This is a genomic window from Candidatus Baltobacteraceae bacterium, assembly GCA_036488875.1.
GTDB lineage: Bacteria > Vulcanimicrobiota > Vulcanimicrobiia > Vulcanimicrobiales > Vulcanimicrobiaceae > JAFAHZ01.
Genome location: DASXGW010000001.1, coordinates 145,662 through 172,444, shown reverse-complemented (window position 1 = coordinate 172,444; position 26,783 = coordinate 145,662). Strand labels below are relative to the sequence as shown.

Here is a 26,783-nt window from a genome sequence, read left to right as displayed (position 1 = left end):
GCCGAGGCTTCGCCGAAGGCCCCCTCACGCCTGGAGCGAAAGCGCCCGCATGATGTGGAAGCGCTCGTTAGTTGCGGCGGGGCTTGCCGCCTTCGTCTTACTTTTTAATAGCTCACCCGTGCCGGCCGGCACGACCGGAACGGTCAGCGGATCGGTCGTCTCCACGAAAGGCGCCCCGATCGCCGGAGCGCAGATAACGGCGGTCAGTCCGTCGCAAACGTCGACGGTCACGACCGACGGCGCCGGTCACTTTGCCCTGCTTTCGCTCGCACCCGATACGTATACGATCACGGTGTCGAAAGACGGCTTCGAAAGCCTCTCGGAAGCCGGCATCTCGGTCTTTGCCGACCAGGTTCAGAACATCCGGATCGCGCTGCAGCCGTCGCTCAAGACGATCGCGCGCGTTACGACGCGCTCGTCGATGGATCTGGTGAAATCCGGTACGACCGCCGATGTGTACTCCGTCAACTCCGCGGTATCGCAGGCCGCGGCGGGTGTCGGCGGCGGCGGAAATCTCAACAACGCGTATTCGGCGATCGCGACCGTCCCCGGTGCGTTCGTTCCGCCCAATCAGCAAGGCTGGGATCAAGTCGTCTACATCCGCGGCGGCAACTACGATCAGGTCGGTTACGAGTACGACGGCGTCCCGGTGAACCGGTCGTTCGACAACTATCCCGGAAGCACGGCGGGAACGCTGGGCCAACAGGAGCTGCAAGTCTATTCGGGCGGCGGCACCGTCGGACAGAGCACCAGCGGTTTGGCCGGCTTCATCAACCAAGTCATTAAGACCGGCACGTATCCCGGCTTCGCCGACGTCAACGCCGGCCTCGGCACGCCGACCTACTATCACAATATGCAGGTCGAGGTGGGCGGAGCTACGCCCGACCGTCGCTTCTCGTATTACGTTGGCGTCGGCGGATACAATCAGGACTTCCGCTACCTCGATCAGTTCAACGGACAGAACCTCGGACTCGTTTGGGGCTATCCGACGATCGCGTTCAATACGACGAAGACGTATTTCGGCGGCGACTATCCGATCTGCCAGTTTACGGCGCCCAAGAGCGGCAGCTACTACGGCGGCCCGCTCTACAGTGGTCCAAACGCGTCGCCCGTGTACGACCCGTTCCAGCTCTCACCCGGTCAACCCGGATATATCGCGGCGCCGGTCAACACGGAAAATGGCGGCTCCAACGATCCGGGCTGTTACAACACCGTCTCACCGGCGTACTTCAACTACTCCAATCTCGTCGACCGCGAAACCGTCATCAACCTCCATTTTGGGATTCCGCACAAACACGACGCCGGCCGCGACGACGTTCAGATCCTCTACAACCCGGTAGCGCTGCACACGCAATATTACAGCTCCGGAAACGATATCGGCCCGCATCTCGTCAATCAGCTCGACGAGCTCGCCGGCTACGGCAACGTTCCACTCATTTGGGGCGATTTCGTAACGTGGCCCACGGGTACGCATCCGGGGCAAAGCGCGACCGGAGTCTCGGCCATTCCGTACATGATGCCGGCCTCTCCCGGCGACCGATGCGCGAACGTCTACCCGTCGTCGATCAAAGGCGTACCGTTGCCGGCCGGTTCGTGCACGGCGGGCACCTATTCCGCCGTGCCGTTGGATTCGCGCGACAGCTTCTGGAATGACTCCTCGATCGTCAAGCTCCAATACCAGCACAACATGGGCTCGAACGCGTACATTCGGCTCTACGGTTATACGTTTTACTCCGACTGGCTGCAGACCAGCCCGCTCAGCTACGGATCGTTCCTCTACGGCTTGGGTGCAACGTCGTACGACTACGAGCTCGAGGCGCACACGCGCGGTATCGCTCTGACCTTCGCCGATCAGCTCAGCCCCGCACATCTGTTGACGTTCGATGCGAACTACACGACGGCCACGACCAACCGTTTTAACAACACGACGTTCAACAACTACCTCGACACGAGCGCGACCAATCTTACCAACGGCGCGCAGTGTTTTGCGATGTTCACCGGCGCCGTATATCCCGGCCAACCCGTCAATAAAGCGTACAATCCGGTGATCCAAGCGGGGCAGCCGGCTCCGTGCAACAGCCGGCTTACCAGCGGAACGTTCGGCGATCCAACCGATTCATATCTCTGCGCCGCCGGTTCGTACTCGTCGTCGTCGATCTCGTGTTTGGCATCGCTTCCCAAGGGCGCGTCGTGGCAGGTGACCTCCAGCGGTACGTCCGGATTCCATAACCAGGTGACCCCCGAGTTCACGACGCTCTCGCTGCAAGATCAGTGGAATCCGACGGAGCGGCTCAACGTGCAAGTCGGGTTACGCGACGAAAACTATCAGTACAATCTGGCCAACACCACGAGCAACGGGCAGAATTTTTGGTTCCTTGCCGACCAACACGAGTTTTGCTACGATCCCAAGACGCTTGCACCGCTCTTCATTCCAGAGCCCCCCGCCAGCTTCCGTCCCGCCAACCCTTTCATCGGGCTAAACTGCCCCGCGGGTTACGTTCATCCCGATGGCAAGAACGGTCACCTTCTGCTGAGCGACACGTACGGCCCGACGATCAGCGACAACGCGTTTACACCGCGACTCGGCTTGACGTACACACTCGATTCGGATACGGTGATTCGTTTATCTGCCGGCCGCTTCGCCCAACCGCCGCAGACGTATCAAGTGCAATACAGTGCCGCCGACAGTAATTTGGCGTACGATCTGTTTCAGGCGTTCTGGCAATACGGCTACACGACGCCGCGTCACGACCCGCTCGTGCAATACTCGAACAACTACGATGCCTCGCTCGAGAAGCGATTCAAAGGCACCGACATGTCCGTCAAAGTAACGCCGTATTACCGGTACGCCACCAATCAGGTGTACGGCATCAGCTTGCCCTACGGACTCTCCGGCGGCTTCAATAGCGGCATCGAGCGGGTCGACGGCGTTGAGTTCGAGTTCACCAAAGGCGACTTTGATAAAGACGGTCTGTCGCTGATCTTCTCGTACACGTATACGAATGCCGCGGAAAAGTGGACCAATTTCCCCAACAGCAGCATCAACCCGATCGATCAGTACAACCAGGACATCCAGAACTTCAACGCGCTGACCAAAGCCGGCGGCGGCGCCGCGTGCTACTACAACAACGCGCCCAGCGCCGGAAACGGCTACCAAGGTCCGGGCAACGTCGTACCCGATCCTAACTGCGGGCCGGTTCCCAATGGCCAGGCATGCAAACGTTCGTCCAGCAGCAACGCGAGCTGTTATAATCCCGTTATTCGCAATCCGTACTACAACGTGGGATCGCAGCCGCTGCTCGATCGGAATGGCTGGTATCCGGTCGGTTTGGACTTCCCGTACCTCTCGCCCAACGTTGCGAGCCTGCTCGTCAACTACAAACACCGGCGGTTCGCGGTCACGCCGGCGCTGACGTTCAACGAAGGCCAACCCTACGGCTATCCCGCCGACGTGTACGGTAACGATCCGCGAACGTGCACGCGCAACTCCGCCGGGCTGATCAACTCGCCGATCCACAAGTCCGATCCGCTTCAAGCCGACTGGACGAGCTGCGTTCTGGCTGCAACGCAAGGGGGAACCTCGCCGGGCTCGCTGTTCATTCCCAATCCGCAGACCGGCGTCTTCGACAGCTTCGGCATGTTCCACCAGCCGAACCAGCTCAACATGAGCCTGTCGATGTCGTACGACATCAGCCCGCGGATCAAGGTCACCGCCATGCTTGCCAATCTCGTCAACGCCTGTTTCGGCGGCTCCTCGGAACCGTGGAGCAAGCAGTTCCCGCCCAACGCATACACCTGTGGATACATTCCGAACTACTACTACGCATCGAACTTCTACAACGGAACGTCGCCCAACGACAAAGGCGCCAACGGCGTAGCCATGAACCCGGCGTTTGCGAGTTCGTACATCCCGGCGTACGCCGATACGAACTCATACGTCTTGCCCAATCCGTTCAACGCCTACATTAGCATCAACGTAAAAATCTAGAGGCGCGGAATGAACGACGTCAACGCGGCCGAATTTCGCAAACGCGTTCTCGATAACTGGACGTCGGACCCAACAGTCGCCGCGTGGCGGCGCTGGCACGCCAAGATCGCCATTCAGCAGCGCGAAATAACTGAAGCACTGATCGGCGCCGCTCGAATCACGCAAGGGCAGCGCGTGCTCGATATCGCAACGGGCAGCGGCGAGCCTGCGCTGACGATCGCGCACCGCGTCGCTCCCACGGGCGGCGTCGTCGGAACCGACGTCAGCGAGGGGATGCTCGTCGTAGCGCGCGACTTCGCCCGCCGCGACGGAATCGAGAACGTCGAATTCGTCTACGCCGACGCGGAAAGCTTGCCGTTCGAAGACGGTTCTTTTGACGCCGTGACGGCACGCATGGGTGTCATGTTCTTCATCGACGTCGCCCGGTCGCTCAGTGAAGCGCGGCGCGTATTACGCCCGGGCGGAAGGGCGGCATTCTCCGCGTGGGGATCGTGGGTTGACTCGTCGATGTTCCACGCGTTTCTGGAGCCGTTTGCCCGCCGTGCGTCGCCTCCCGATCCGCCGCTCGGCGCACCCCATCCACAGCGGTTCGCGATCGAAGGATCGCTTTCACACGCGCTGCGCGCAGCCGGCTTTAACGAAGTCACTGAGAAGACCCATGTCTTTTCGGCGCCATGGTCGGGCCCGCCGGAAGAACACTGGAACGCTTTTTGCGACCTCATCTCACCGGCGTACGTGGACGACATGCCCGAACCGGACAAACCCCACGCGACGGCCGAGGTGATGGAAACGCTGCGCTCGCTCTACGACGGCACCGCAGTGCAAACGCGCGCCGCCGTGGTTATCGCGTCGGCTACAGCGTAACGCCGGCTGCGCTCTGCGCGACGCCGGCAAGGTGGCCGCCGCGTATGAGCTCGCGCGCTTTCACAATGTCGGGTGCCGGCGCGCGATCTTCCGTCCACGCGGCAATGTGCTCGCGCGCGAGATCGTACGCCGCTTGCGTGCCGCGTCCGGACCGCAGCGGCCGCCTAAAATCAGTAGCGGTAATCGCGCCGAGCAGCTCGCATGCAAGGGCCCCTTCGACGTTGTCGAGGACGCGCACGAGGTTATTGGCCGACGTCATGCCCATGCTGACGTGATCTTCTTGTCCGGCCGAGGTCGGGATCGAGTCCACGCTGGACGGCCACGCCAAACCCTTGTTGTCGTTGACGGTCGCTGCGGCCGCGTACTGCACGATCATGAGGCCCGATTGCAAGCCCGAGCGCCCCGTCAAGAAGAGCGGCAATCCGCGATCTTCGGCATTGAGCAACAGGTACAGCCGGCGCTCGCCGATGGAGGCCAGCTCCGAGATCGCGAACTTCAAGAAATCGATGGCGAGTGCAATCGGTTCGCCGTGGAAGTTGCCGCCCGAGAGAAAGACGCCGTCTTCGGGAAAGACGAGCGGATTGTCGGTGACCGAGTTCGCTTCGATCTCGGCAACGCGCCGGGCGTGCGCGATTGAATCGCGCACCGCCCCGTGCACGACCGGAATACACCGGAACGAATACGGATCTTGCACGCGGCCGCACTCGGCGTGCGATTGCACGATCTCCGAATCGGCCAGCAGGGCGCGCAGATTCTCGCCGACGCGCGACTGGCCGGGATGCGGACGCAGCGCATTCAAGCGCGGGTCGAAGACGCGTTCCGACCCGAGAAACGCTTCCAGCGACATGGCGGCGATGACGTCGGCGGCGGCGGCAAGTCGCTCGGCGCGCAAAATACCCAACGCCGCGATTGCAGTCATGACCTGCGTGCCGTTGATGAGCGCAAGCCCTTCCTTGGCGGCGAGCTTCACGGGTTGCAATCCCGCGCGCTCCAGCGCGACCGCACTCGGTAGGCGCTCGCCCTCGAACAGCGCTTCACCCTCGCCGATGAGCGTCAAGGTCATGTGCGCGAGCGGCGCGAGATCGCCGCTGGCGCCGACCGATCCCTGGCACGGGACGACCGGCGTAACGCGCCGGTTGAGCAGTTCGAGAATCAAGTTGAGCGTCGCGGGCCGGATGCCGGAATGTCCGGCCGACAGCGAGTTGGCTCGTAAGACGCCGGCTGCGCGGACGTAGCGTTCTTCGAGCGGCGCTCCGGTGCCCGACGCGTGGCTGCGCACCAGGTTGAGCTGCAAGAGCGCGGCATCTTTGGGATCGACCGGAACGTTGGCCAGGCGTCCGAACCCGGTGGTCACGCCGTAGATCGCTTCCCCAGACGCAAAGCGCTCGTCGACGAACTCGCGCGCGCGTTCGACCCGCGTTTGCGCGGCGTCGGAGATGTGGACCGGTGAGCCGTCAGCGACGGCCTCGACCGCTTCGAGCGTCAGATGGCGGCCGTCGAGTTCGACCGCGGAAGCCGTCATGACCATAAGCCTAGAGCTTCGACCAATCCGCCGTAATCGGCTTCGCGAATGGCGGTCCGTTCTGAATAACGATGATTTCCATGTCACGCAGGACGATTGCGCGGGGGTCGCTGCCGTGCCACGGCTTGCCATTGACCCAGATGGACAGGCGCTTGCCGTGCGGCGCGGTGACGCCCGCAGCCTGCGTCCAGCTCAGGCTCGGTCCCCAAATGTCGAAGAACTGTCCGAGCGTGAACGGCCGCTTGACCGGCGACTCGATGTGGATGTAACCGTCGCCCGTGTGTGTGTGAACCCAGTACAGGCACTCCGCGCCCTGCGGCATGCCGACGCCTTGCGGCACCGCCACGGCATGCCCGTGATCGTAGATCTGCAGCATCGAATGAATGTGTTCGACCGACCCCTCCATGCGGTCGCAATGGACCCCGTCGATCGGTAATCCGCCGAAGAAACTTTGGGCAAGCAAGATTGAAAGGACAGCTAGAAGCGCCATGCGGCTGCACGTTCGCGGTCATGGGTGGATAACCCACCGGGACGTGTGCATAACGGCAAAATCTTGTGGACAGTTTGTGAATTGGAACGAGCCTTGCTTGTTTCCGCGCGCGGCGCCATGATACGATGCACGCACTTCGAAATTTATTCGAAGGGCGACACACGTATCGTTCGCGATCGGAAGCAAACACGTGACACGCTGCGATGAGCGGCGATCCGTAGCCCCGGTCAAACCGCCGAACGACGTCAGTGGGGCTCTCCCACCCGGGAGCCAAACAGGCGAGTGCGGTGAGTGAATACGTCGGAACCGAGGAGCTCCGCTCTTCGGTTTCGTTATTTTAGTACTTCCCCGAAATTTCTTTGGCAAGCCCAGCGATGCGCGCGCGCGCTGCGGGCGGCGACAGTATTTCGGCTTGCGCGCCCCAGCCCAATATCCATCGCACCAGCTCGTCGACGTCGGCAACGCGATAGGCGATCTCGACCGAACCGTCGATTCCGCGCTCCACTTGACGCTCGCTGACGACGCGCGCCGCAATGGCGGCCTTCGCGACGCGAGCGGCAAAACGCACCGCCACCTCGGTCGTCTCGCCGGTGTGCAAAACTCCGCTGATCGATCCGCCCGCGTATCGCTCGACGTCGAAGTCGGACGGCTTGACGAACGTCTTCGCGAGGACCACCGGATCGGTGATGCTATCGACGGCAAACGTCCGCATGTCTTTGCGCACGTGGTCGTAGCCGACGCAGTACACGCGGCCGGCGTGAATGATGAAGCCGTACGGATCCACCGTCCGCGCGCTGGGATTGCTGTCTTTGTCGAGGTACGAGAACGCCACGGTTCGCGACGCGCGCTCGGCCGACGAGAGCAGCGAGAAGGCGCGCTCGCCCGAACGATCGAGTCCAACTTCCGCAAACCGAAACGCCACCTGCGGCGGCGCGTCCACGCGCGCTTGCGCCGTACGGCCGGCCGTGCCGACGAGCTTTTCAGTGACATCGTCGATCGACGCGCCGATCGCGCCGCCGATACTCGCGCCCAGCGAACGCAGCGCGACCAGTCCGAACAGCTCGCCGTTGGAGAGATCCAAACGCTTGAGGCTGTATCCGCCCGCAAACCGGTAAGCGTTGGTGGCGCGATCGAAATACCACGGGAAACCGGCTTCGGAGAGAATGGCCAGATACCGTCGCAGGCTGCGCGTGCTCGGGCGCTTGCCGTTCTCGGCGATGCGGTCCTTGAGATCCTCGAACGAGTGCGCGCCCTCGTCGATCGCATTGAGCAGGCGCACCAGCAAGACGATCTTCGGTTCGCTCGCGCTCCCCGCCGGCACGGTCATCGCAAGAACCATCTTATCCGCTTCTACGCCCCGGCGGCGCGAAGGTTTCACGGCGACGGCTCGATCGACGGCACCTCGGTCGGCACGGGCTTTGGGAAACATCCGTCCGGAGCCGCGATCGGGGGCGACGACGGTTCGGGCGCGGTTTCGGTGACGCCGACCTCGACCGGATAGAACGAGCCGCCGTCGGTCATCGTCTGCACGTACGAGCGAACCGTTTGATGCGGACCGACCGTATACGCCGCGACCTGATACGGGTTGGGGAGCCGCATGCATCCCAGCTGCACGAGATTGCCGTCGACCAAGAACGTGGCGCGCGTGATGCCGGCCAGCGGCTTGAAGTACAGATACGCCGGAACGGCCGCGTCGCCGGGATTCTCCATGGTTACGTCGATAACGTGCGTCACGCCGTAGTCGCCGTAGTCGTGTCCGGGCGCGCTGGAATCGACGCTCGGCGGCGTCGGGTCCCGATCGCCGATGACGACCTTCGCGTCGGCACCGCCGGCCGTAAACGCCAACGTGTCGCTGCCGAAGTTCGAGATCGTGAAGATGCCGGTTCGGTGATGTCCGTCGCCGGGCAACAGCGGGCCGCCCAGTAACGTCGTCGGGTCGACGCCGGGCGAATACGCGACGACGGTCACCACGATCGGGCCGCCCGAGAGCACGCGAAAGTCGATCGTGCCGGCGACGAGCTGCCGCGGAGGCAGCGGAAGATCGTGCAGCACGTACGGCTGATTCTGCTGCAAGCTCACGACGATGCCTTCGTCTTGCGATTTGTCGATGAGAAACTGGCGGGTCGCCGCGTCGCCGACGTGCATAACGTCGGCGTTGGGTCCAACGGTCGCATCGATCACTTGCACCGAAGCCGGATCCTGCGACGCGCTCGTGAGCACGACTGCGATGCGCCGCGGGTCGGTCGTCGCGTCGTGATAGTAGTACAGCCGCACCGGCTGCGTCACGGCCACAGTTCCACGAAACAGCGCCCCGTCACCCGACACGTGTTCGGGATCGTCGTCGTAAAAGAGCAGCGGCGGTGCGAACGGATCGAGCGCAACGTTCTGTACGTTCACGACCGTCGTGCCGGATTGATCGAACGTCGCGCCCGTCGGATCGGTGATTTGCACGGGAATTAAAAACTGCGTCTGCACGCCGGGTGCGAGCGGCGCCGGCGGCGCCGGGACCTGACCGATCTTCGTTTGGGTTCCGGGAAGCGCTTGGGTTAAGCGCGTGACGAAGGACTGCACCTGTTTTAGCAGCCAGTCGGCGTCGGCCGGCGCGCCGGTGATCTGCAACGTCGCCTGCGGCACGATCGTCCCGGCATTGAAGGCGACGCGCACGGCAACGTCGGCGCGCGCGCCGTTGGCGTCGGCGAGATGCAGGACGTCGTTTCCCGTCGCTTGGGTTGCAGTCAACGTGACGCTCGTGTTGCTCGAGTCGACGGCAACGTTGACGAGTTTTTTGTCGAGCGTTGCCGTCAACGGCGGCGCCGCCCCGCTGACCGAAATGGTGCGTTGCTGCACCGGATTGAGCTCCACCGAATCCGTCGAGACGGTCAGCACCGGCCCCGACGGCGTGGCCGTCGGCGAGGCGCTGGGACTCGTACTGGGTAACGGCAAGGGCGACGCCGAGGGCGACGGCGTAGGCTCAGAGAGCGGCGGCGGCGTGGGGGGCGGTGTGACCTGCGGGGTGACTTGGGCGAGGGTCGCGGCCAGGAACGCAAGCGTGAAGAACATGCGCTAGCCGCGGTTCGACAGCGAAGTATTTCGTGCTAGCATAGTGCGGTGTTTCAGGTTCACGCCGACGCCGGTACCGTCTCCGAGCTGATCGCCCTCGGCCGCTTCGCCGCCGAGCGCGGCTGGGTGCCTGCCACGAGCGGCAACTTCTCGCGCCGCCTCGACGCGCGCCACATCGCCGTAACCCGCTCCGGGCGCGACAAAGGCGCGCTTACCGAGGCCGACTTTGCCGTAGTGGCGCTCGACGAGCCGCTGCCGCCGGGTGTCTCGGCCGAGACCCCGCTGCACGTTGCGCGATACCGCCGCGACCAGGCGATCGGTGCGGTCGTTCACGTGCACTCGCTGGCCGCAACGGTCGCATCGCGCGCCGACGAAGCCAAGGGGGCCGTCGTGCTCGAAGGTTTCGAGATGCACAAGGCGCTCGACGGGTTCACGACGCACGAAAGTACGCTGCGCATTCCGATTTTTCCCAACGCGCAAGATACCGTCGAACTCGCGCGCCGCATCGAGAGCTCGCTCGGTGACGCACCCGTTCCGGGGTATCTCCTTGCCGGGCACGGGATCTATGCCTGGGGCGCGACAGTCGCCGACGCACGGCGTCACGTCGAAGCATTCGATTATTTACTACGCTGTTCGCTCGAAGAACGGAGGATGAAGCAATGACAACCACTGCTGCAACGACGGTACTGCGCATCTTTCGCGACGACCAGCCGCACGAGCCGGTGCTCGAAACCGTCGACGGCGACATCATCGCCTCCGAGCTCGACGAGATCGGCGTGCGCTTCGAGCGCTGGGACGCCGACGTCGACCTTCCCGCCGGGGCCGATCAGGCCGCCATCATCGAGGCGTACCGCAGTTCGATCGACCGGCTGATGAACCAATGCGGTTACCAGTCCGTCGACGTCATTCGCTTGGAACGCGGCGCGCCCAACGTGGAAGCCATCCGCACGAAGTTTCTCGACGAGCATAGCCACGGCGAAGACGAAGTGCGCTTCTTCGTCGAGGGTCGCGGCTCGTTCTATCTGCACGTCGATAATCGCGTCTATCAAGTCGTTTGCGTGCGCGGCGATTTGATCGGCGTTCCCGAGGGAACCAAGCACTGGTTCGACATGGGCCCCGATCCCGAGTTCACCGCGGTGCGGCTCTTTATCAATCCCGAAGGATGGGTCGCGCAGTTCACCGGCGAGACGATCGCGCAACGCTTTCCGAAACTGGAGAGTCTCTGAGACTCTCCGCGCACGCGGCGCTGCTCGATATCGAAGGCACCGTCGGCTCGATCGCGTTCGTTCGCGACGTCCTCTTCCCGTTTTCGCGAGCGCGCATGGACGGCTTCGTGCGCGCGCGCACGGAGGACCCAGCCGTGCGCGCGGTGCTCGATCAAGCCGCGCGTGAAGCGGCCGTCGACGTTCACGATCTCGACGCGATCGTGCGCGCGCTGCAAGACTGGAACGACCGCGACGTCAAGGCGACGCCGCTCAAAGAGCTGCAGGGCATGATTTGGAAAGACGGCTTCGAATCGGGCGAGATTCGCGCGCCGCTCTACGACGATGCCGTCGATGCGATGCGGCGCTACCGCGCCGGCGGCGTGCGGCTCTTCATCTATTCGTCGGGATCGATTGCGGCGCAGCAACTGCTCTTCGGCCATGCCGTTGCCGGCGATTTACGTCCGTTGTTCGAGGGCTACTTCGACACGACGACCGGCCCCAAACGCGAGTCGGCCTCCTATCGCCGGATCGCACAAACCATCGGCGTCGCTGCGAAGGACGTCGTCTTCTTCTCGGATCACGCGCCCGAGCTCGACGCCGCCCGCGGAGCCGGAATGCAGACGGTGCAGTTGGCGCGCCCTGAGGACGGGGTCAACCCCGAAGGCACCCACCCGGCGACCCACACGTTCGCCGGAATAGAACTCGAGCCGGTGAAGGTCTAGACCATGGGCCGCTATCTCAACGACTTTGCCGTCGGCGACGCCTTCGAAAGCGCCGGGTACACCGTCAGCGAGGAAGAGGCGCTGGACTTTGCCCGATCCTTCGATCCGCAGCCATTCCATCTGTACGCCGGCGAGGCGGCCCGGAGCTTCTTTCACGAGCTGGTCATCAGCGGGTGGCACACGGCCGCCATCACGATGCGCCTGGTCGTCGACAGCGGCGTCCTGCGGGAGACCGGGGTGATCGGTACGGGAATCGACGAGTTGCGGTGGCTGGCGCCGGTCAAGCCGGGCGACACCCTGTGCGTTCGCGGCGAGGTGATTGGAGCCGCGCCCTGGCCGGGAAGCGATACGCGCGGGACCTTGCGGGTCAGACTCCAAACCGTCAATCAGGCCGGGGTCGTGGTGATGTCGCAGATTGCGAACCTGATTCTGCCGGTTCGGCCGGTCCCGGCCTAGTCTTTAAGCACTACTTTTCACAAGCTATACACTTCTTTAACGACGGCCTTACTCAAAACACTCTCGCATCCCTAGAACCTACGACTAACCTCGCCGATTCCTGTTCTTGGAGCCTTTGACGGGAACCCAAAAGGTGGAGACGACCGTTAGCTCCAGGGGTAACAAAAATTATGCGAGTAGCTGCATTTCGGGATCACCCGCACGCGAACACGGTAGCGACCATTCTTCAGGAGCAGGGCTACGACACGGAGCTCGTCGAGCTCGGCGGAAATGACCCAAACCCGCGGGCGCGGGATCTGTGTGAAGCGATAAGGGACGCCGCGTGGGCTCGGGCTTTCCTGATCAGCAACTGCGAGCTGGATCACTTCGAGTCATTGGTCAAGGAAAATTTCGGCGACGTCGTCTTTAACCGGCGACTGCGCTGGGCAAGTTAACGCAGAGTACATCGCGCAAGTTAGGTACAGGAGAGGGGCCGCCAGAAAGGCGGCCCCTCACGTTTTGCCGTACTCGTTCGCTCTTTTGAGAGCGATGATGAAAAGATACGCCGTCTTGGCGGCCATCCTGATGCTAACCGCCTGCTCGCAGACCGACACGTCGAAACGCGTCGCAGCGATCGCCGCGGGTTCGGCCGCACCGCAGAGCTCGACCGATCCCGCCCACCTCATCGATCAGTACGTCGTCGGGATCAATACCGATTTCGCCGACCTGCAGGGCGATCCGACCAAACAGACCGGGGGCATCAACTACTACCGCGCGACGAGACCCCTTCCCGGCGCGAGCAACTGCTCGGTGTACGTCGATTCCAAGAGCAACGATCGCTTCGGCAGCTGCGACTTCGATGCGCCCAATCTCGGGTCGGCCAAGAAACTCTACGATACGTGGATCGCGAACATCCAATCCGCGGAGTACTACTGGAAGCAGCTCGACGTGTCACCGCTGCCCGCCGGCATCGCCGAAGCAACGCTCTTCGCCGACGACAAGGAAACCCGCGGCATCTACGTCACCGTCGCCGACGGCGCGCACCCGCACCTCACGATCACCTTCGCCAAGATGTCCGCGCTACGGTCCTGAGTCTTCAAAAAGCGAATCGGGTTCGCTTCCCGGGAAGGATATGTCGTTCAACGTTTCCGAGACCGACTCGCGCGGCGTTGAGGCCGCGATATGAACGATCGTCCACGCTCGCGACACTCCCACTTGCGCAAAGTCGTAGGTGATGCGTGCCGTCGTCCGTTGAAACGGGCGCTCGTATACGAGGCGAACGATTTCGTACGAGTCCGATGCCACCCAGAGGTCACGCAGCGGATAGAGGGTCGGTTCGCGCAGCGGCGTCAGTTCGAGATGCGTCGTCGCGACCCCATGTATAGTCTCTTGACCGACGATTCGAACGCGGTACGCATAGTCGATTGCGGTTACGGTTGCGATCGTTCGCAGCGGATCGGGCGCAAGGTTCGGCGGTGGAGAAGCTACGGGCGTCCCTTCCGGAAGCCGCCGCACGAACCCAAGTGGCGCGCCCGCCGGCCCCGTGATGTACGCTCCACGCACGAGAATCTTTGGGGAGGCGCCCGGCTCGGCAATGGTTTGGGCGTAGGTCCGGCCGTCGCTCATTCGCACGATGAATAACAGATGCGCGTCCGGCGCGCACGACGGCGACAAGAACGTTGCGTCGCACGGCAACGTGAACGCGACGTAGGCGGGCTGAGCGCGCGAAGTCCAGGCGGCTTGCGCGCGAAGAAAGATTTGCTCGGCGGTGAGCGGCGGTGTAAGCATTGAACGTCGTGTCAAAAAAAGAGGCGCCGCATTTGGCGCCTCTTTCGCTTAGGTTACTGCCGGTTCCGGCGGGGTTGCCGACGGCGGATCGACCGACGGAATCTTCGAGTACTTCATCTTCTCCGGATCGTCCGGATCGACGTCGCCCAAGATGTGATCGCCCGAGCCAAACTTGCCTTTGAGCATCTCCTCGGCGAGCTCGTCCTCGACCATCCGCTGAATCGCTCGGCGCAGCGGACGCGCACCGAACTGCGGATCCCAGCCCTTCTTGGCGAGCAGCTGTTTGCCGTCCTCGGTGACTTTGAGCTCCATCTCCTGCGCCTGCACTTCGCGTACGACTTTGTCGAGCTCGAGCGTGACGATTTGTTCGATTTCCTCGCGGCTGAGCTGATGGAAGACGACGATCTCGTCGACGCGATTGAGGAACTCGGGCCGGAATGTGGACTTGACCTCCTCCAGCACTTTGTTCTTCATGCGCTCGTAGGCTTTGGTATCGTCGTCACCGGCCTGGCGCTGCGGGCGGAAACCAATGTCGCTGCTCGTCGACATGCCGACGGCACCAACGTTGCTCGTCATGATGATGACGCAGTTCTTGAAGTCGACCTGGCGGCCCTGAGAATCCGTGAGACGTCCGTCGTCGAGCATCTGCAGCAGCAGGTTGAAGACGTCCGGATGCGCCTTCTCGATTTCATCGAGCAGCACGACGGAGTACGGACGGCGGCGAACCGCTTCGGTGAGCTGGCCGCCTTCTTCGTAACCGACGTATCCGGGCGGCGCGCCGACCAGGCGGCTCACCGAGTACTTCTCCATGTACTCCGACATGTCGATGCGGATCATCGACTCTTCGTCGTCGAACAAAAACGCCGCCACGCTGCGCGCGACTTCGGTCTTGCCGACGCCGGTCGGACCGAGGAAGATGAACGAGCCGATCGGGCGACTGGGATTCTTTAACCCTGCCCGCGAGCGGCGGATAGCGCGCGTGATGACCGAGATGGCTTCGTCTTGTCCGACGACGCGCTCGTGCAGCAGATCCTTCATCTTGAGAAGCTTTTCGGTTTCGGCCTGCGCGAGCCGGCTCACCGGGATCTTCGTCCACGCCGATACGATCTCGGCAATGTTCTCGGCGTTGACCTTTAAGATGTGATCGGCTTGGCGCTTCTTCTCTTGCCACTCTTGCTCGAGACGGCCTTTTTCGAGACGCAGCTTCTCTTCTTTGTCGCGCACCGACGCGGCCTTATCGAACTCTTGGTTTTTAACGACCGACTCTTTTTCAGAGATCACCTTGCGCAGCTGTCCGTCGATATCGCGGATCTCGGGCGGCGGCAACGTCGCTTGCAGGCGCACGCGCGAACTCGCTTCGTCGATAAGGTCGACCGCTTTATCGGGAAGGAAGCGGTCGGTAATGTACCGGTCGCTCAAGCGAGCCGCCGCGGAGAGAGCCTCATCGGTGATTTGCACCTTGTGGTGGGCTTCATAGCGGTCGCGCAAGCCTTTGAGAATCTCGATCGTCTCTTCGACGGTCGGTTCGCCGACCATGACCGGCTGGAAACGCCGCTCGAGCGCCGAGTCCTTTTCGATGTGCTTGCGGAACTCGTTGAGCGTCGTCGCGCCGATGCACTGCAGCTCGCCGCGAGCTAGCGCCGGCTTGATGATGTTGCTGGCGTCGATCGCACCTTCGGCGGCGCCCGCGCCGACGAGCGTGTGCAGCTCGTCGATGAACAGAATGATCTCGCCGGCGGCGCCGCGGATCTCGTCCATCACGCGCTTCATGCGCTCTTCGAACTCGCCGCGATACTTCGTACCGGCAACCAAACCGGCCAGGTCGAGGGTGATGACGCGCTTCTCGCGCAGCGGCTCGGGAATGTCGCCCTTGATGACGCGCTGCGCCAAGCCTTCGGCGATGGCGGTCTTACCGACGCCGGGCTCGCCGATGAGCGCCGGATTGTTTTTGGTGCGGCGCGACAGAATTTGGATGACGCGCTCGATTTCGTTATTGCGTCCGATGACCGGATCGAGCTTGCCTTCGCGAGCGAGCGTGGTGAGGTCGCGGCCGTACGCATCGAGCGTCGGCGTCTTGCTCTTGCCCTTAGGCGCGGGCGGTTGGCCTTCGGCACCCAACAGCGACGTCGTCTGAACGCGAACCTTGGCGGGATCGACCCCTAGGTTGGTCAGGACGCGCGCGGCAACGCCTTCACCCTCACGGATGAGGCCGAGCAAGAGATGTTCGGTACCGATATAATTATGGTTGAGCTGACGCGCCTCTTCGAACGCGAGCTCGATGACGCGCTTGGCGCGCGGCGTGAAGACCATCTCTTGCTGAACGGTCTGTCCGCCCCGCCCGACGATCGCTTCGACTTCCTGACGTACCTTCGCTAAGTTGACGCCGAGCGACTCGAGCACTTTGGCGGCCAAGCTCTCGCCCTCGGAGATGATGCCGAGGAGAATGTGCTCGGTACCGATGTAGTTGTTTCCGAGGCGTTGGGCTTCTTCTTGAGCGAGAACGATGCTGCGCCGCGCTCGCTCGGTGAAGGGCTCCCACATTGACATTGGTTTGCGCTGTATCCTTTCGCTCTAATAACTCTACCCGCGAGGGTACAGTTTCGTGACAGCTTGGGCACGCCCGCCCGGGCTGCGCCCCCTCCCCAGGCCTTCTCGGGGGTTTTGCCCTCGGGCTGCGGAATCCCTGAGCCCCATGCCCACGGTCGAACAAATCCGCGAGTCCTTAACCGAGGTGAAAGATCCCGAGCTCAATCTCGGCATCTTGGAGCTCGGTCTAGTGTACGACATCTCGGTCGAGGGAGAGAGCGGCGAGCACGTCATCGTCACGATGACCTTGACTTCTCCAATGTGCCCGGTCGGACCGATGTTCAAAAAATCCGTCGAGGATCACGTCCGCGCGGTCGACGGCGTGCAAAGCGCCAACGTGGAGATCACGTTCACGCCGCCCTGGGACCCGAAAACGATGGCGTCCGACGACGTCAAAGCCATGCTAGGCATCTGGTAGCGCGGCGCGATCCAGTTTCTCGGTACCCAAGATAGCTAAGGTCGCGGTCGCGTGCGCGATCGTTTTTCCACGCGCGTCCACGATTCGGCCTTCGGACGTTCCGATCGTCGTTCCCACGTGAATGGCCGTCGCTTCGGCGACGACTTTCTCTCCGGTCGGTAAGAGCGGCCGCAAGAAGTTGACGTTGAGCTGCACGGTTTGACACGTCTTGCCCTTCGGCAGCTTCGATGCGACCGCAAGCGCCAAGACCGTGTCGAGCAACGTCGCCGCCATGCCGCCGTGCACGACCGCTTGCGGCGTACACATCCACTCCTCGGCACGCATCGAAAACGCAACGCGGCCGCGATCGATCTCTTCGATCTCCATTCCCAGCAGCTGCGCGGCGGGCGGCGGCGGAATATCGCCGTCTTTCATCCGCCGCAGCCAATGCAAACCTTCCTCGCCTAGCGCGCTTTGCGCGAGCTCGCGCGGATCGGTCCAGCCAAACGTCCGTTCCCGCATTAGACGCGGCATTCGCTCACGCACGGCCGCACTCCCAGCCGGCGCAGGGTGCCTTGGAAGGCCCGTGCAAAGGCCTCCAAGTGAGAACTCATCAGGAAAAGTACGAAGAGCTCGCGCGCAAACGCGCCCTCTCGGAATCCCCGTCGGGCGCCGAGGGCGCGGAGCGGCAGCACGCGCGCGGGAAGCGCACGGCCCGCGAGCGCGTGACGGCACTCGTCGACGAAGGCTCGTTTAGCGAGTTCGATCGCTTCGTCGTTCACCGGACCAATGCGTTCGGACTCGACGAAAAGGAGTTCCTCGGCGACGGCGTGATCACCGGGCGCGCAACCATCGACGGCCGCCAAGTCTTCCTCTTTTCGCAAGATTTCACGGTCCTGGGCGGTTCTCTTGGCGAAGCGTTCGCCGAAAAGATTTGCAAGGTGATGGATCTTGCGGTCCGCACGGGATCCCCGCTGATCGGCATCAACGATTCGGGCGGCGCGCGCATTCAAGAAGGTGTCGTGTCGCTGGGCGGTTACGCGGAGATTTTTTGGCGCAACGTCGCGGCGTCGGGCGTCGTGCCGCAAATCAGTCTCATCGCGGGACCGTGTGCGGGCGGCGCGGTGTACTCGCCCGCGATCACCGACTTCATCATCATGACCGAAAAAATCTCCCAGATGTTCATCACGGGACCCGAGATCATCAAAACGGTCACCGGCGAAGACGTGACGTTCGAGGAACTCGGCGGAGCGATGACCCACGCGACCAAAAGCGGCGTCGCGCACCTCATCGCTTCCGACGAAGACGATCTGGTCGAACAAACGCGCACGCTGCTCTCGTTCCTGCCGCAGAATAATCTCGAAGATCCGCCGCGCTTTGCGTGTGACGACGATCCGCATCGCAGCGTCGAGTCGCTCGACGACGTGGTTCCCGATTCGCCTAATAAACCGTACGATATGCACGACGTCGTCGAAGCGGTCGTCGACAACGGCGACTTCTTCGAAATCCAGCCGCTCTTCGCGCGAAACATCATCTGCGGCTTCGGACGAATCGCCGGCCGATCCATCGGCATCGTTGCCAATCAGCCCAACGTGCTCGCCGGCGTGCTCGACATCGATTCGTCGACGAAAGCTGCGCGCTTCGTGCGTTTTTGCGACGCGTTCAACATCCCGCTGGTGACGTTCGTCGACGTGCCGGGCTTCTTGCCCGGAACCGATCAGGAATACGGCGGGATCATTCTACACGGCGCAAAGCTCCTCTACGCCTTCGCCGAAGCGACGGTGCCGAAGGTTACCGTAATCACGCGCAAGGCCTATGGCGGCGCGTACGACGTCATGTCGAGCAAGCATATCCGCGCCGACGTAAACCTGGCGTGGCCGACTGCGCAGATTGCGGTCATGGGCGCCGAAGGCGCCGTCAAGACGATCTTCCGCCGCGAGCTCGCCGCCGCAAAAGACCCGGCCGCCAAGATGCGCGAGCTCATCGACGAGTACACCGAGCGTTTCAACAATCCGTACGTCGCCGCCCAGCGCGGTTACGTCGATGACGTGATCGAGGCGCGGCACACGCGCAGCGCCATTGCTACAGCGCTCGACATGCTGGCCGACAAACGCGTCGAGCGTCCAAAGAGAAAGCACGGCAACATCCCGTTGTGAAGGAGCTACCAGGCAATGACTACGCGGAGTGAATTTCTCGGCGCCGGGGTGGCGGCAGCGGCGCTCCCTCAAATTGCCGCGGCGTCTCCTGCAGCGAAGACTTCTTCGACGGCGTCACCTTCCCCGAGCCCGGCGCCTTCGTTTCCCCCGTTGCGCTTCAGCGTTGCCGCGTTCGATGCCGTGCTCAACGTACCGGCACCGCATAAGCACCTTTTTGCCTCGGCAAAGATCAACGGCGGCCTTATCCTCGACTCCATGCGCAGCACGGTCAACGCCTACCGCGAAATCGACGTGACGCTCAAGGATGTCCAGCCGGTTGCCGTCTTCTACCACGGCTCATCGTTCTTGGGCTTCGACGACCACATTTGGGACGAATACTTCGTGCCGCTGCAACCCAAAGGCACGAAGAACCTCAACGATTTTGCCAAGGACTTCGCAACAGTCTACGACGGGAAGTCGCGCGGCAATCCATGCTTGCATAAGACCGGCAAGGACGGCGATACTTCGATTGAGTCGTTGATCGCCGACGCCGGCGCCCGTTTCTTTGTCTGCAACAACGCTACGAAAGGCTTAGCGGGATACGCCGCTGGGCATCTGAAGCTCGACCCGCTCAAAGTCTACGCACAAATGACTTCGCACCTCGTTCCCAACGCCATGCTCGTCCCCGCCGGCGTGTGGGGCATTCACGCGGTCCAGGAGCGGCATTACACGTATTTGCAGGCAACGCTTTAGGCCCGATGGTATCTAGGCTACTGTGAAATTACTTGAAGGAAAACGCGCGCTCGTTACGGGCGTGGCCAATCGCTGGTCCATCGCGACCGGCATCGCCCGGAAGTTCCATGAGAATGGCGCGACGCTCGCCCTGACCTATCAAGGCGAACGCGTCAAAGACGAAGTCGAAAAACTCGCCGCCGAACTCGGCGGGGCGCACGTCGTCGAGTGCGACGTCTCCAACGACGCGTCGCTGGCCGCGATGCGCGACGACGTTGCGAAAAACTTCGGAAAACTTGACGCGCTCGTCCACTGTATCGCTTACGCGAACAAAGAAGACCTTTCGGGCAAGGTGTACGACACCTCGCGCGGCGGATACTCGCTCTCGCTAGACGTCTCGGCGTTCTCTTTGATCGCGCTCGTGCAGACGTTGCGCGAAGGGCTCAACGACGGCGCCTCGATCATGACGCTTACCTATCTGGGTGCGACGCAGATCGTTCCGAACTACAATCTCATGGGCGTCGCCAAGGCCGCGCTCGAGGCCGGAATGCGCTATCTCGCGTACGATCTCGGCGACCGCGGCATACGCGTCAACGCCATTTCGGCGGGTCCGATCAAGACCGCAAGCATGCGGCAGGTCGGCGGCGCGACGAAGATGCTCGACATCGTTCCGAAGATGGCGCCGCTGCGCCGCAACGTCACGGCCGAAGACGTCGGCAACACCGCCGTCTATCTCGCCTCCGATCTCGCGTCGGCCATCACCGCCGACGTACACTTCGTCGACGCGGGCTACCACACGATGGGTATGTTACCACCGGACTTTAAAATGTGATCGAGTTCGTTTCCGGCAATCCGACCGACGAGGAAATCGCTGCTATCACCGTCATCCTGAGCCCTTCGACTTCGCTCGCTAGGCTCGCTACGCTCAGGACAGGCGAATTCGAAGGGCAGCCGCCTCGAATCTCCGCCTGGGCTCTCGCAGCCCGTAACTACGACGACGAGCGCGATGTTTTCTAAAATCCTGATCGCCAATCGCGGCGAGATTGCGGTGCGCGTCATTCGTACGGCACACGAGATGGGGATTTCGTGTGTCGCCGTATACTCGGAGCCGGATCGCGACGCGCTGCACGTGCGCATGGCCGACGAAGCGTATCTTCTGGGGCCGGCAGCGCCGTCGCAAAGCTATCTCGACGGCGAGAAGCTCATCGAGGTCGCAAGGCGTTGCGGAGCCGAGGCGATTCATCCGGGGTACGGATTTCTCGCCGAGAACGCCGCGTTCGCGCAGCGCACGATCGACGCGGGCTTGGTGTGGATCGGTCCTCACCCCGAGGCGATCAACGCGATGGGCGATAAGCTGCGCTCGCGCATCGCGATGCAAAAGGCCGACGTTCCGGTCGTGCCCGGCGGCATCGATCCGATCGCCGATGCGATCGAAGCGCGCGAAGTCGCCAAAAAATACGGATATCCGCTCGCGCTCAAAGCCAGCGGCGGCGGGGGCGGGAAAGGGCTCAAAGTCGCGCGTTCGCCCGAAGACGTCGAATCGGCCTTCGAAACGGCGCGGCGCGAAGCCGAGGCGTATTTCAAGAACGGGACGATCTACGCCGAACGGTACTTAGAAAATCCCAAGCACATCGAGCTGCAGATTTTGGCGGACAAGTACGGCACCGTGCTGCACGTCGGCGAACGCGACTGCTCGCTGCAGCGGCGCCATCAGAAGCTGTGGGAAGAGGCGCCGGCGCAGCTCACTCCTAACCTGCGCGGGCACATGCGCGAAGCCGCCGTACGAGCCGCGCAAGCGATCGGGTACGACTCGGTCGGCACGATCGAGTGTCTCGTCTCCGAAACCAGCTTCTACTTTCTCGAGATGAACACACGCATTCAGGTCGAGCATACCGTCACCGAAATGATCTCGGGGCTCGACTTGATTCGCGAACAGATTCGCGTCGCTGCCGGCGAGCCGCTCGGCTTCGTCCAGGACGACGTCACGTTTACCGGCTTCTCAATAGAAGGCCGGGTCAACGCCGAAGACCCGTCGCAAGATTTCCGGCCCGCGCCGGGGACGGTGACGGCCTATCGCGAGCCCGCCGGCCTCGGCGTTCGCGTCGACTCGGCCGCCTACCCCGGCATAACGATTACGCCCGAATACGACTCGATGATCGCCAAGCTGATCGTTTGGGCCCCGACGCGCTCGCAAGCGATCGCCCGTTTCAAGCGCGCGATCGACGAGTTCGTCATCGAAGGCGTGCCGACGACGCTGCCGCTGCTGGGCGCGCTGTGCGATCACGAGCCCGTCGTCGACGGCACCTTTGGTACCAGCACGCTCGAAACATTCGCCCAAACGCTTAAAACGCAGAACAATGGCAGCAATGTCATCCTGAGCCCTTCGACTCCGCTCGCTTCGCGAGCTGCGCTCAGGATAAACGAAGTCGAAGGGCCGGCGCCACAAACGATTAGTGTCGAGGTTAACGACAAACTGTACCGCGTGCGCGTGTTTGGCGCCGCACCTCGTACTTCACCCGGCGCTGCGCGTACCGCGCCGAGGCTCGGGGCTGCGAAGAAACGCGCGGCCGCCGCGTCCGGCAACGACGTCGTTTCGCCGATGCACGGCGTCGTGGTCGAGCTGCGCATCGCCGAAGGCGCCGCGGTGAACGAAGGCGACGTCGTCGCAGTCATCGAGGCGATGAAGATGATGAACGAAATTCGCGCCCACAAGAGCGGGACGATCGCAAAGGTGCACGCAGCCGCCGGCGGGACCATCGAAGCGGGTTCGCCAATCGCTTCAATCGATTAACGTTATGGCCCGCGATTTCAACGCCTCCGGCATCCCTCTCGAACCCGTGTACGACGAAGTCACCGGCGAGCCGCACGATCTCGGCGAACCCGGAGCGTTCCCGTACGGCCGCGGCATTCGCAAGGACATGTATCGCGGGCGGCTGTGGACGATGCGCCAATACGCGGGCTTCGGCACGGCCGCCGAGTCGAACGCGCGCTATCGCTACCTGCTCGAACGCGGTCAGACGGGTCTTTCCGTTGCGTTCGATCTGCCGACCCAGCTCGGGTACGATTCCGATGCGACGCAAGCGCGAGGTGAAGTCGGCAAAGTGGGCGTCGCCATCGATTCGGTTGCCGACATGGAGACGCTGCTCGACGGCATTCCGCTCGATCGCGTGACGGTTTCAATGACGATCAACGCGCCGGCGTCGATTCTGCTCGCGCTGTTTCTCGCTGTGGCGCGCCGGCGCGGTATTCCCTTCGACAAGCTCGGCGGCACGGTACAAAACGACGTCCTCAAGGAGTACGTCGCGCGCGGCACCTATATCTATCCGCCGGCCGCGTCGATGCGGCTGGTTACCGACGTGTTGTCCTACTGCGCGCGCGAAGTTCCGCAATGGAACACGATCTCGGTGTCGGGATATCACATCCGCGAAGCCGGCTCGACGGCGGTCGAAGAGATCGCCTTTACGCTGGCCAACGGCAAGGCGTACTTACAGGCCGCGCGCAATGCGGGCATCGAGCTCGATACGATCGCTCCACGCATCTCCTTCTTCTGGAACGCGCACAACGACTTCTTCGAAGAGATCGCGAAGTTCCGCGCGGCCCGCTACCTATGGGCGCACATCACCCGCGATGAGTTCGGCTGCAAAGATCCTCGATCGCAGACGCTGCGCTTCCACACGCAAACCGGCGGCTCGACCTTGACCGCGCAAGAACCTGAGAACAACGTCGTCCGCGTAACGCTTCAGGCGCTGGCGGCCGTCTTGGGCGGGACGCAGTCGCTGCACACCAACGGCAAGGACGAAGCGCTGGCGCTGCCGACGGCGGAGAGCGCCAAGGTCGCGTTGCGAACGCAGCAGATCATCGGCTACGAATCGGGCGTCGCCGACGTCGTCGATCCTCTGGCCGGCTCGTACTACGTCGAATCGCTCACCAACGCGTTGATCGAGCGCGCGTCGTCGTTAGTCAAGGAGATCGACGCGATGGGCGGCAGCATCGCGACCATTGAAAGTGGCTGGATGCAGGCCCGCGTCGCCGACTCCGCTTATGCCGCCCAGCAAGCGATCGAATCGGGCGAAGCGGTCGTCGTCGGCGTCAACCGGTTCGCCGAAGCCGGCGGCGAGACGGGCGAGATTCCGTTGCAGCGCATCGAGGAGAGCGTCGAACGCGAGCAGGTCGCCCGGCTCACCGCATTTCGCAAAGCACGCGATGGCGCTAAAGTGCCAAGGCTCCTCGAAGCGGTACGCACCGCCGCGGCCGCATCGGAGAACCTCATGCCGCACTTCGTCGAAGCCGTTGACGGCGGCGCGACGCTCGGAGAAATCTGCGACGTGCTGCGCGGCGTCTTCGGTGTCTACCGCGCTAAGGAGATCGTGGCGTGAAGATCGATCACATCGCCATCGTCGTCAAGGATCTCGAAGCGACGGTTCGTCTTTACACGCAGACGCTCGGCTTCCGCGAAGTCTATCGTGAAGTCATCTACGACCAAGGCGTCGAGGCCGTGGGGCTCGAGGCCGGCGACTCCATTATCGAGCTTCTTCTACCGCTCGACGAAAATTCGCCGATCGCCAAATATCTCGGCGAGAGCGCGACGCGCTTGCATCACACGGCATACCGAGTCGACGACATCGACGCAAAGCTTGCCGAGTTGGCGAGCAAGGGCGTTCGCCTTATCGACGAACGTCCGCGCAAAGGCGCGCACGGAAATTTGATCGCTTTTCTGCACCCCAAATCAACCGGCGGCACGTTGATCGAACTGTGTCAACCTGACCGCTCTAATCCCGACTTAACCACGCACTAATCGGAATCGCGCGCACGCTCACCTCAGGTACGGCAGAATAGCCTTAAATGAGGTTGAGCACAAATATGTATAAACGGCTTCTCGGTGTGGTTGCGGCTTCGGCGATGACCGCATCGGTTCTGCTTTCCGCGGCACCTGCGAGCGCGCAGGTCTACGCGGCCCCCGCGTATGCAACGGCATACGCCCCGGTCATGCCCGCGGCTCCGTATGCCAGCTGCCCGATGTACGGCAACGGCATGTGGCTCTGGAGTGGTAACGCGTGGACCTGGTGCCCTCCCGCCTCGGTCGCGATCGCGCCCGTTGGTGAAGCGGCTCTGGTCGGTTACTACGGTTTCGGTACGATGGCGCCGCCTCCGACGGTGGCGGTCGCACCGATGACCGCCGCTCCGGTCGTGTACGTCCCCGTCGTCGCTTCGGCGTATCCGCAGCAATATGGCTACGGCTACCCGCAGCAGTATGGCTACCCGCAACAATACGGCTACCCGCAGCAGTACGGCTACCCGCAACAGTACGGCTATCCGCAGCAGTACGGCTATCCGCAGGTTGGTTACGGCTACCCGTCGCCGTACGGCTACGGCGCCTATCCGTCGTATCCGCAGTATGGTTATCCGCAGCAATACGGCTACGGCTACCCGCAGCAGCCTTACGGCTACCCGCAGCAGCCCTACGGCTACCCGCAGCAGCCCTACGGCTATCCGCAGGTCGGCTACGGCTACCCGTCGCCCTATGGTGGTTCGCCTTACGGCTACTCGCCGTACGGACTTGGCGGCGCTTCGATCACGGGTAATCCGATTCTCGATTCGCTCCTTGGCGCAGTTGCCACGGGTCTTCTCGGCAGCGCGCTGGGAATGAACTCGCAGCCGTACGGTTACGGTTACTCGCCCTACGGCTACGGTGCCTATCCGCAAACCGGCTACTCACCGTACGGCTACGGCTACCCGCAAACGGGCTACTCGCCCTACGGCTATGGCTATCCGCAAATGGGCTACTCGCCGTACGGCTACGGCGGCAGCTCGCCCTCGTACGTCTACAACGTGTATCGTACGAAGAAGATCGTGCGGATCGTTCGGCGCGGTAATGGCGGCCACAACGGTGGCGGCGGACGCGTCATCCGGGTACACAACCCGATCGTGGCCCGCGGCCCGGTTACGGTACGTCGCGAGGGCGGTCGCCCGATCGTGATCTCCCGTCATCCGTTGCCGATCGCTCATCCGGTCATGGCTCGCATCGCGCAGCACCCGGTTTCGGTTCGCAACGCCCACCCGATCATGGCTCGCATCGCGCAGCATCCGGTCATGACGCGCATCACGCATCCGGCAACGGCTCGCATCGCGCAGCACCCGGTGATGGCTCGCATCGCGCATCCGGTAACGGGTCGCATCGCGCGCCCAGTGACCGCTCGCGTACAGCGCAGCACGTTCGCGGCGGCCCCGGTTCGCGACCGTCAGATCGCGGCACCGCGTACAGACGCGTTGCGTGCGCCGTCGACGTTCCGTAACGACGTAAGCGCGCCGCGCGTCCGCCAAGACAACAGCGTCTTCGCACCGCGTAACGCCGTACGTCAGGACAATACGTTGCGTCAGGACAACACGTTGCGTCAGGACAATACGATGCGCCAAGACAACGCGCTTCGTCAGAACAACGACGTCTTCGCGCCGCGTAACGCGGTTCGCCAAGACAACGCGATGCGTCCGGACAACGCAGTTCGTCAGAACAACGATGTCTTCGCACCGCGCAACGCGCAACAGCCTCGCTTCGATCAGCAGCAACAGCCGCGCTACGATCAGGCTCCGCAGCCGCGATTCCAGCAGCAGCAACAACCGCGCTACGATCAGGCTCCGCAGCCGCGATTCCAGCAACAGCAACAGCCGCGCTACGATCAGGCTCCGCCTCGCGTTGAACGCCAACCGGCGTACTCCGCACCGCGGCAAGCACCGCAACAAGCTCCGGCCCGCGCCGACCGCGCTGACCGTTCGGGCGGCGGCGGTGGCGGCGACCACCACAAGCAGCCTCCGGCCTAAAAGGCCGAAAGCGAGAACAAACGCCTCCGAGTACGCTCGGGGG

22 protein-coding genes are annotated in these 26,783 nt (G+C 62.8%); 15 read left to right on the top strand and 7 right to left on the bottom strand.

Annotated elements, in window-relative coordinates:
- The first annotated feature begins 49 nt into the window (after positions 1-49).
- A complete protein-coding gene (locus VGG89_00680) occupies positions 50-3,988 on the top strand; it encodes a TonB-dependent receptor (protein ID HEY1975043.1) in 3,939 nt (1,312 codons plus the stop codon).
- A gap of 9 nt (positions 3,989-3,997) precedes the next feature.
- Entirely contained in the window at positions 3,998-4,852 is an 855-nt protein-coding gene (locus tag VGG89_00675; GenBank protein HEY1975042.1) for a class I SAM-dependent methyltransferase, read from the top strand.
- Here the strand turns inward: VGG89_00675 and hutH are convergent.
- The 4 genes from hutH to VGG89_00655 form a co-directional block, all read right to left on the bottom strand.
- Positions 4,842-6,374 carry a histidine ammonia-lyase gene (gene hutH, locus VGG89_00670; GenBank protein ID HEY1975041.1) on the bottom strand — a complete coding sequence of 511 codons (1,533 nt, stop codon included), beginning with the start codon at positions 6,372-6,374 and terminating at the stop codon, positions 4,842-4,844. The genes VGG89_00675 and hutH overlap by 11 nt on opposite strands.
- A 10-nt stretch (positions 6,375-6,384) precedes the next feature.
- Entirely contained in the window at positions 6,385-6,864 is a 480-nt protein-coding gene (locus tag VGG89_00665) for a hypothetical protein (protein ID HEY1975040.1), read from the bottom strand.
- 337 nt (positions 6,865-7,201) lie between these two features.
- On the bottom strand, positions 7,202-8,242 hold the full coding sequence (locus VGG89_00660; protein ID HEY1975039.1) for a WYL domain-containing protein: 1,041 nt from the start codon (positions 8,240-8,242) through the stop codon (positions 7,202-7,204).
- Complete coding sequence (locus VGG89_00655; GenBank protein HEY1975038.1) at positions 8,239-9,924, bottom strand: hypothetical protein; 1,686 nt, start codon at positions 9,922-9,924, stop codon at positions 8,239-8,241. Before VGG89_00655 ends, VGG89_00660 begins: the two co-directional genes overlap by 4 nt.
- A gap of 48 nt (positions 9,925-9,972) precedes the next feature.
- Here VGG89_00655 and VGG89_00650 point away from each other — a divergent pair, with 48 nt between their 5' ends.
- The 5 genes from VGG89_00650 (at position 9,973) to VGG89_00630 (ending at position 13,378) form a co-directional block, all read left to right on the top strand.
- On the top strand, positions 9,973-10,587 hold the full coding sequence (locus VGG89_00650; GenBank protein ID HEY1975037.1) for a methylthioribulose 1-phosphate dehydratase: 615 nt from the start codon (positions 9,973-9,975) through the stop codon (positions 10,585-10,587).
- Positions 10,584-11,150, top strand: a complete 567-nt coding sequence (locus VGG89_00645; protein ID HEY1975036.1) for a hypothetical protein — start codon at positions 10,584-10,586, stop codon at positions 11,148-11,150. The genes VGG89_00650 and VGG89_00645 overlap by 4 nt, the downstream gene beginning before the upstream one ends.
- The gene (gene mtnC / locus VGG89_00640; GenBank protein ID HEY1975035.1) at positions 11,087-11,851 is read left to right on the top strand and encodes an acireductone synthase; all 765 of its coding nucleotides are present in this window, start codon (positions 11,087-11,089) and stop codon (positions 11,849-11,851) included. The genes VGG89_00645 and mtnC overlap by 64 nt, the downstream gene beginning before the upstream one ends.
- Before the next feature lie 3 nt (positions 11,852-11,854).
- Positions 11,855-12,307 (top strand): MaoC/PaaZ C-terminal domain-containing protein, encoded by a 453-nt coding sequence (locus VGG89_00635; GenBank protein HEY1975034.1) that lies wholly within the window; start codon positions 11,855-11,857, stop codon positions 12,305-12,307.
- 528 nt (positions 12,308-12,835) lie between these two features.
- Entirely contained in the window at positions 12,836-13,378 is a 543-nt protein-coding gene (locus tag VGG89_00630) for a hypothetical protein (GenBank protein ID HEY1975033.1), read from the top strand.
- Here the strand turns inward: VGG89_00630 and VGG89_00625 are convergent.
- Together VGG89_00625 and VGG89_00620 are read right to left on the bottom strand one after the other, a co-directional pair.
- Complete coding sequence (locus VGG89_00625; protein HEY1975032.1) at positions 13,367-14,074, bottom strand: hypothetical protein; 708 nt, start codon at positions 14,072-14,074, stop codon at positions 13,367-13,369. The two genes, VGG89_00630 and VGG89_00625, sit on opposite strands and share 12 nt — an antisense overlap.
- Positions 14,075-14,122: 48 nt before the next feature.
- Positions 14,123-16,621, bottom strand: a complete 2,499-nt coding sequence (locus VGG89_00620; GenBank protein ID HEY1975031.1) for an ATP-dependent Clp protease ATP-binding subunit — start codon at positions 16,619-16,621, stop codon at positions 14,123-14,125.
- 145 nt (positions 16,622-16,766) lie between these two features.
- On the opposite strand from VGG89_00620, the gene VGG89_00615 reads away from it, so the two are divergent.
- Entirely contained in the window at positions 16,767-17,078 is a 312-nt protein-coding gene (locus VGG89_00615) for an iron-sulfur cluster assembly protein (protein HEY1975030.1), read from the top strand.
- Here the strand turns inward: VGG89_00615 and VGG89_00610 are convergent.
- Positions 17,064-17,579 (bottom strand): PaaI family thioesterase, encoded by a 516-nt coding sequence (locus VGG89_00610; GenBank protein HEY1975029.1) that lies wholly within the window; start codon positions 17,577-17,579, stop codon positions 17,064-17,066. The genes VGG89_00615 and VGG89_00610 overlap by 15 nt on opposite strands.
- Positions 17,580-17,659: 80 nt before the next feature.
- Between VGG89_00610 and VGG89_00605 the strand changes: the two genes are divergently transcribed.
- The 7 genes from VGG89_00605 to VGG89_00575 all read left to right on the top strand — a co-directional run bounded on the left by VGG89_00605 (position 17,660) and on the right by VGG89_00575 (position 26,740).
- Entirely contained in the window at positions 17,660-19,213 is a 1,554-nt protein-coding gene (locus VGG89_00605) for an acyl-CoA carboxylase subunit beta (GenBank protein HEY1975028.1), read from the top strand.
- 15 nt (positions 19,214-19,228) lie between these two features.
- A complete protein-coding gene (locus tag VGG89_00600; protein HEY1975027.1) occupies positions 19,229-19,945 on the top strand; it encodes a hypothetical protein in 717 nt (238 codons plus the stop codon).
- 22 nt (positions 19,946-19,967) lie between these two features.
- Positions 19,968-20,756 carry an enoyl-ACP reductase gene (locus tag VGG89_00595; GenBank protein ID HEY1975026.1) on the top strand — a complete coding sequence of 263 codons (789 nt, stop codon included), beginning with the start codon at positions 19,968-19,970 and terminating at the stop codon, positions 20,754-20,756.
- Positions 20,757-20,930: 174 nt separating this feature from the next.
- Positions 20,931-22,715, top strand: coding sequence for an acetyl-CoA carboxylase biotin carboxylase subunit (locus VGG89_00590; protein ID HEY1975025.1), 1,785 nt, complete (start codon positions 20,931-20,933; stop codon positions 22,713-22,715).
- 4 nt (positions 22,716-22,719) lie between these two features.
- Complete coding sequence (locus VGG89_00585) at positions 22,720-24,300, top strand: methylmalonyl-CoA mutase family protein (GenBank protein HEY1975024.1); 1,581 nt, start codon at positions 22,720-22,722, stop codon at positions 24,298-24,300.
- Positions 24,297-24,719: a methylmalonyl-CoA epimerase gene (gene mce, locus VGG89_00580; protein HEY1975023.1), complete on the top strand. Its 423-nt coding sequence runs from the start codon at positions 24,297-24,299 to the stop codon at positions 24,717-24,719. The genes VGG89_00585 and mce overlap by 4 nt, the downstream gene beginning before the upstream one ends.
- Before the next feature lie 65 nt (positions 24,720-24,784).
- Positions 24,785-26,740, top strand: a complete 1,956-nt coding sequence (locus VGG89_00575; protein ID HEY1975022.1) for a hypothetical protein — start codon at positions 24,785-24,787, stop codon at positions 26,738-26,740.
- The last annotated feature ends 43 nt before the right edge of the window (positions 26,741-26,783 follow it).

Bases quoted from the DNA above. Each gene is read 5' to 3' on its own strand.
- VGG89_00590 (HEY1975025.1), top strand. From the start codon at position 20,931: ATGTTTTCTAAAATCCTGATCGCCAATCGCGGCGAGATTGCGGTGCGC.
- VGG89_00615 (HEY1975030.1), top strand. From the start codon at position 16,767: ATGCCCACGGTCGAACAAATCCGCGAGTCCTTAACCGAGGTGAAAGAT.
- VGG89_00655 (HEY1975038.1), bottom strand. From the start codon at position 9,924: ATGTTCTTCACGCTTGCGTTCCTGGCCGCGACCCTCGCCCAAGTCACC.
- mtnC (HEY1975035.1), top strand. From the start codon at position 11,087: ATGGGTCGCGCAGTTCACCGGCGAGACGATCGCGCAACGCTTTCCGAA.
- VGG89_00680 (HEY1975043.1), top strand. From the start codon at position 50: ATGATGTGGAAGCGCTCGTTAGTTGCGGCGGGGCTTGCCGCCTTCGTC.
- VGG89_00635 (HEY1975034.1), top strand. From the start codon at position 11,855: ATGGGCCGCTATCTCAACGACTTTGCCGTCGGCGACGCCTTCGAAAGC.
- VGG89_00620 (HEY1975031.1), bottom strand. From the start codon at position 16,621: ATGTCAATGTGGGAGCCCTTCACCGAGCGAGCGCGGCGCAGCATCGTT.
- VGG89_00630 (HEY1975033.1), top strand. From the start codon at position 12,836: ATGATGAAAAGATACGCCGTCTTGGCGGCCATCCTGATGCTAACCGCC.
- VGG89_00665 (HEY1975040.1), bottom strand. From the start codon at position 6,864: ATGGCGCTTCTAGCTGTCCTTTCAATCTTGCTTGCCCAAAGTTTCTTC.
- hutH (HEY1975041.1), bottom strand. From the start codon at position 6,374: ATGACGGCTTCCGCGGTCGAACTCGACGGCCGCCATCTGACGCTCGAA.
- VGG89_00585 (HEY1975024.1), top strand. From the start codon at position 22,720: ATGGCCCGCGATTTCAACGCCTCCGGCATCCCTCTCGAACCCGTGTAC.
- VGG89_00625 (HEY1975032.1), bottom strand. From the start codon at position 14,074: ATGCTTACACCGCCGCTCACCGCCGAGCAAATCTTTCTTCGCGCGCAA.
- VGG89_00600 (HEY1975027.1), top strand. From the start codon at position 19,229: ATGACTACGCGGAGTGAATTTCTCGGCGCCGGGGTGGCGGCAGCGGCG.
- VGG89_00575 (HEY1975022.1), top strand. From the start codon at position 24,785: ATGTATAAACGGCTTCTCGGTGTGGTTGCGGCTTCGGCGATGACCGCA.
- VGG89_00610 (HEY1975029.1), bottom strand. From the start codon at position 17,579: ATGCGGGAACGGACGTTTGGCTGGACCGATCCGCGCGAGCTCGCGCAA.
- VGG89_00675 (HEY1975042.1), top strand. From the start codon at position 3,998: ATGAACGACGTCAACGCGGCCGAATTTCGCAAACGCGTTCTCGATAAC.
- VGG89_00645 (HEY1975036.1), top strand. From the start codon at position 10,584: ATGACAACCACTGCTGCAACGACGGTACTGCGCATCTTTCGCGACGAC.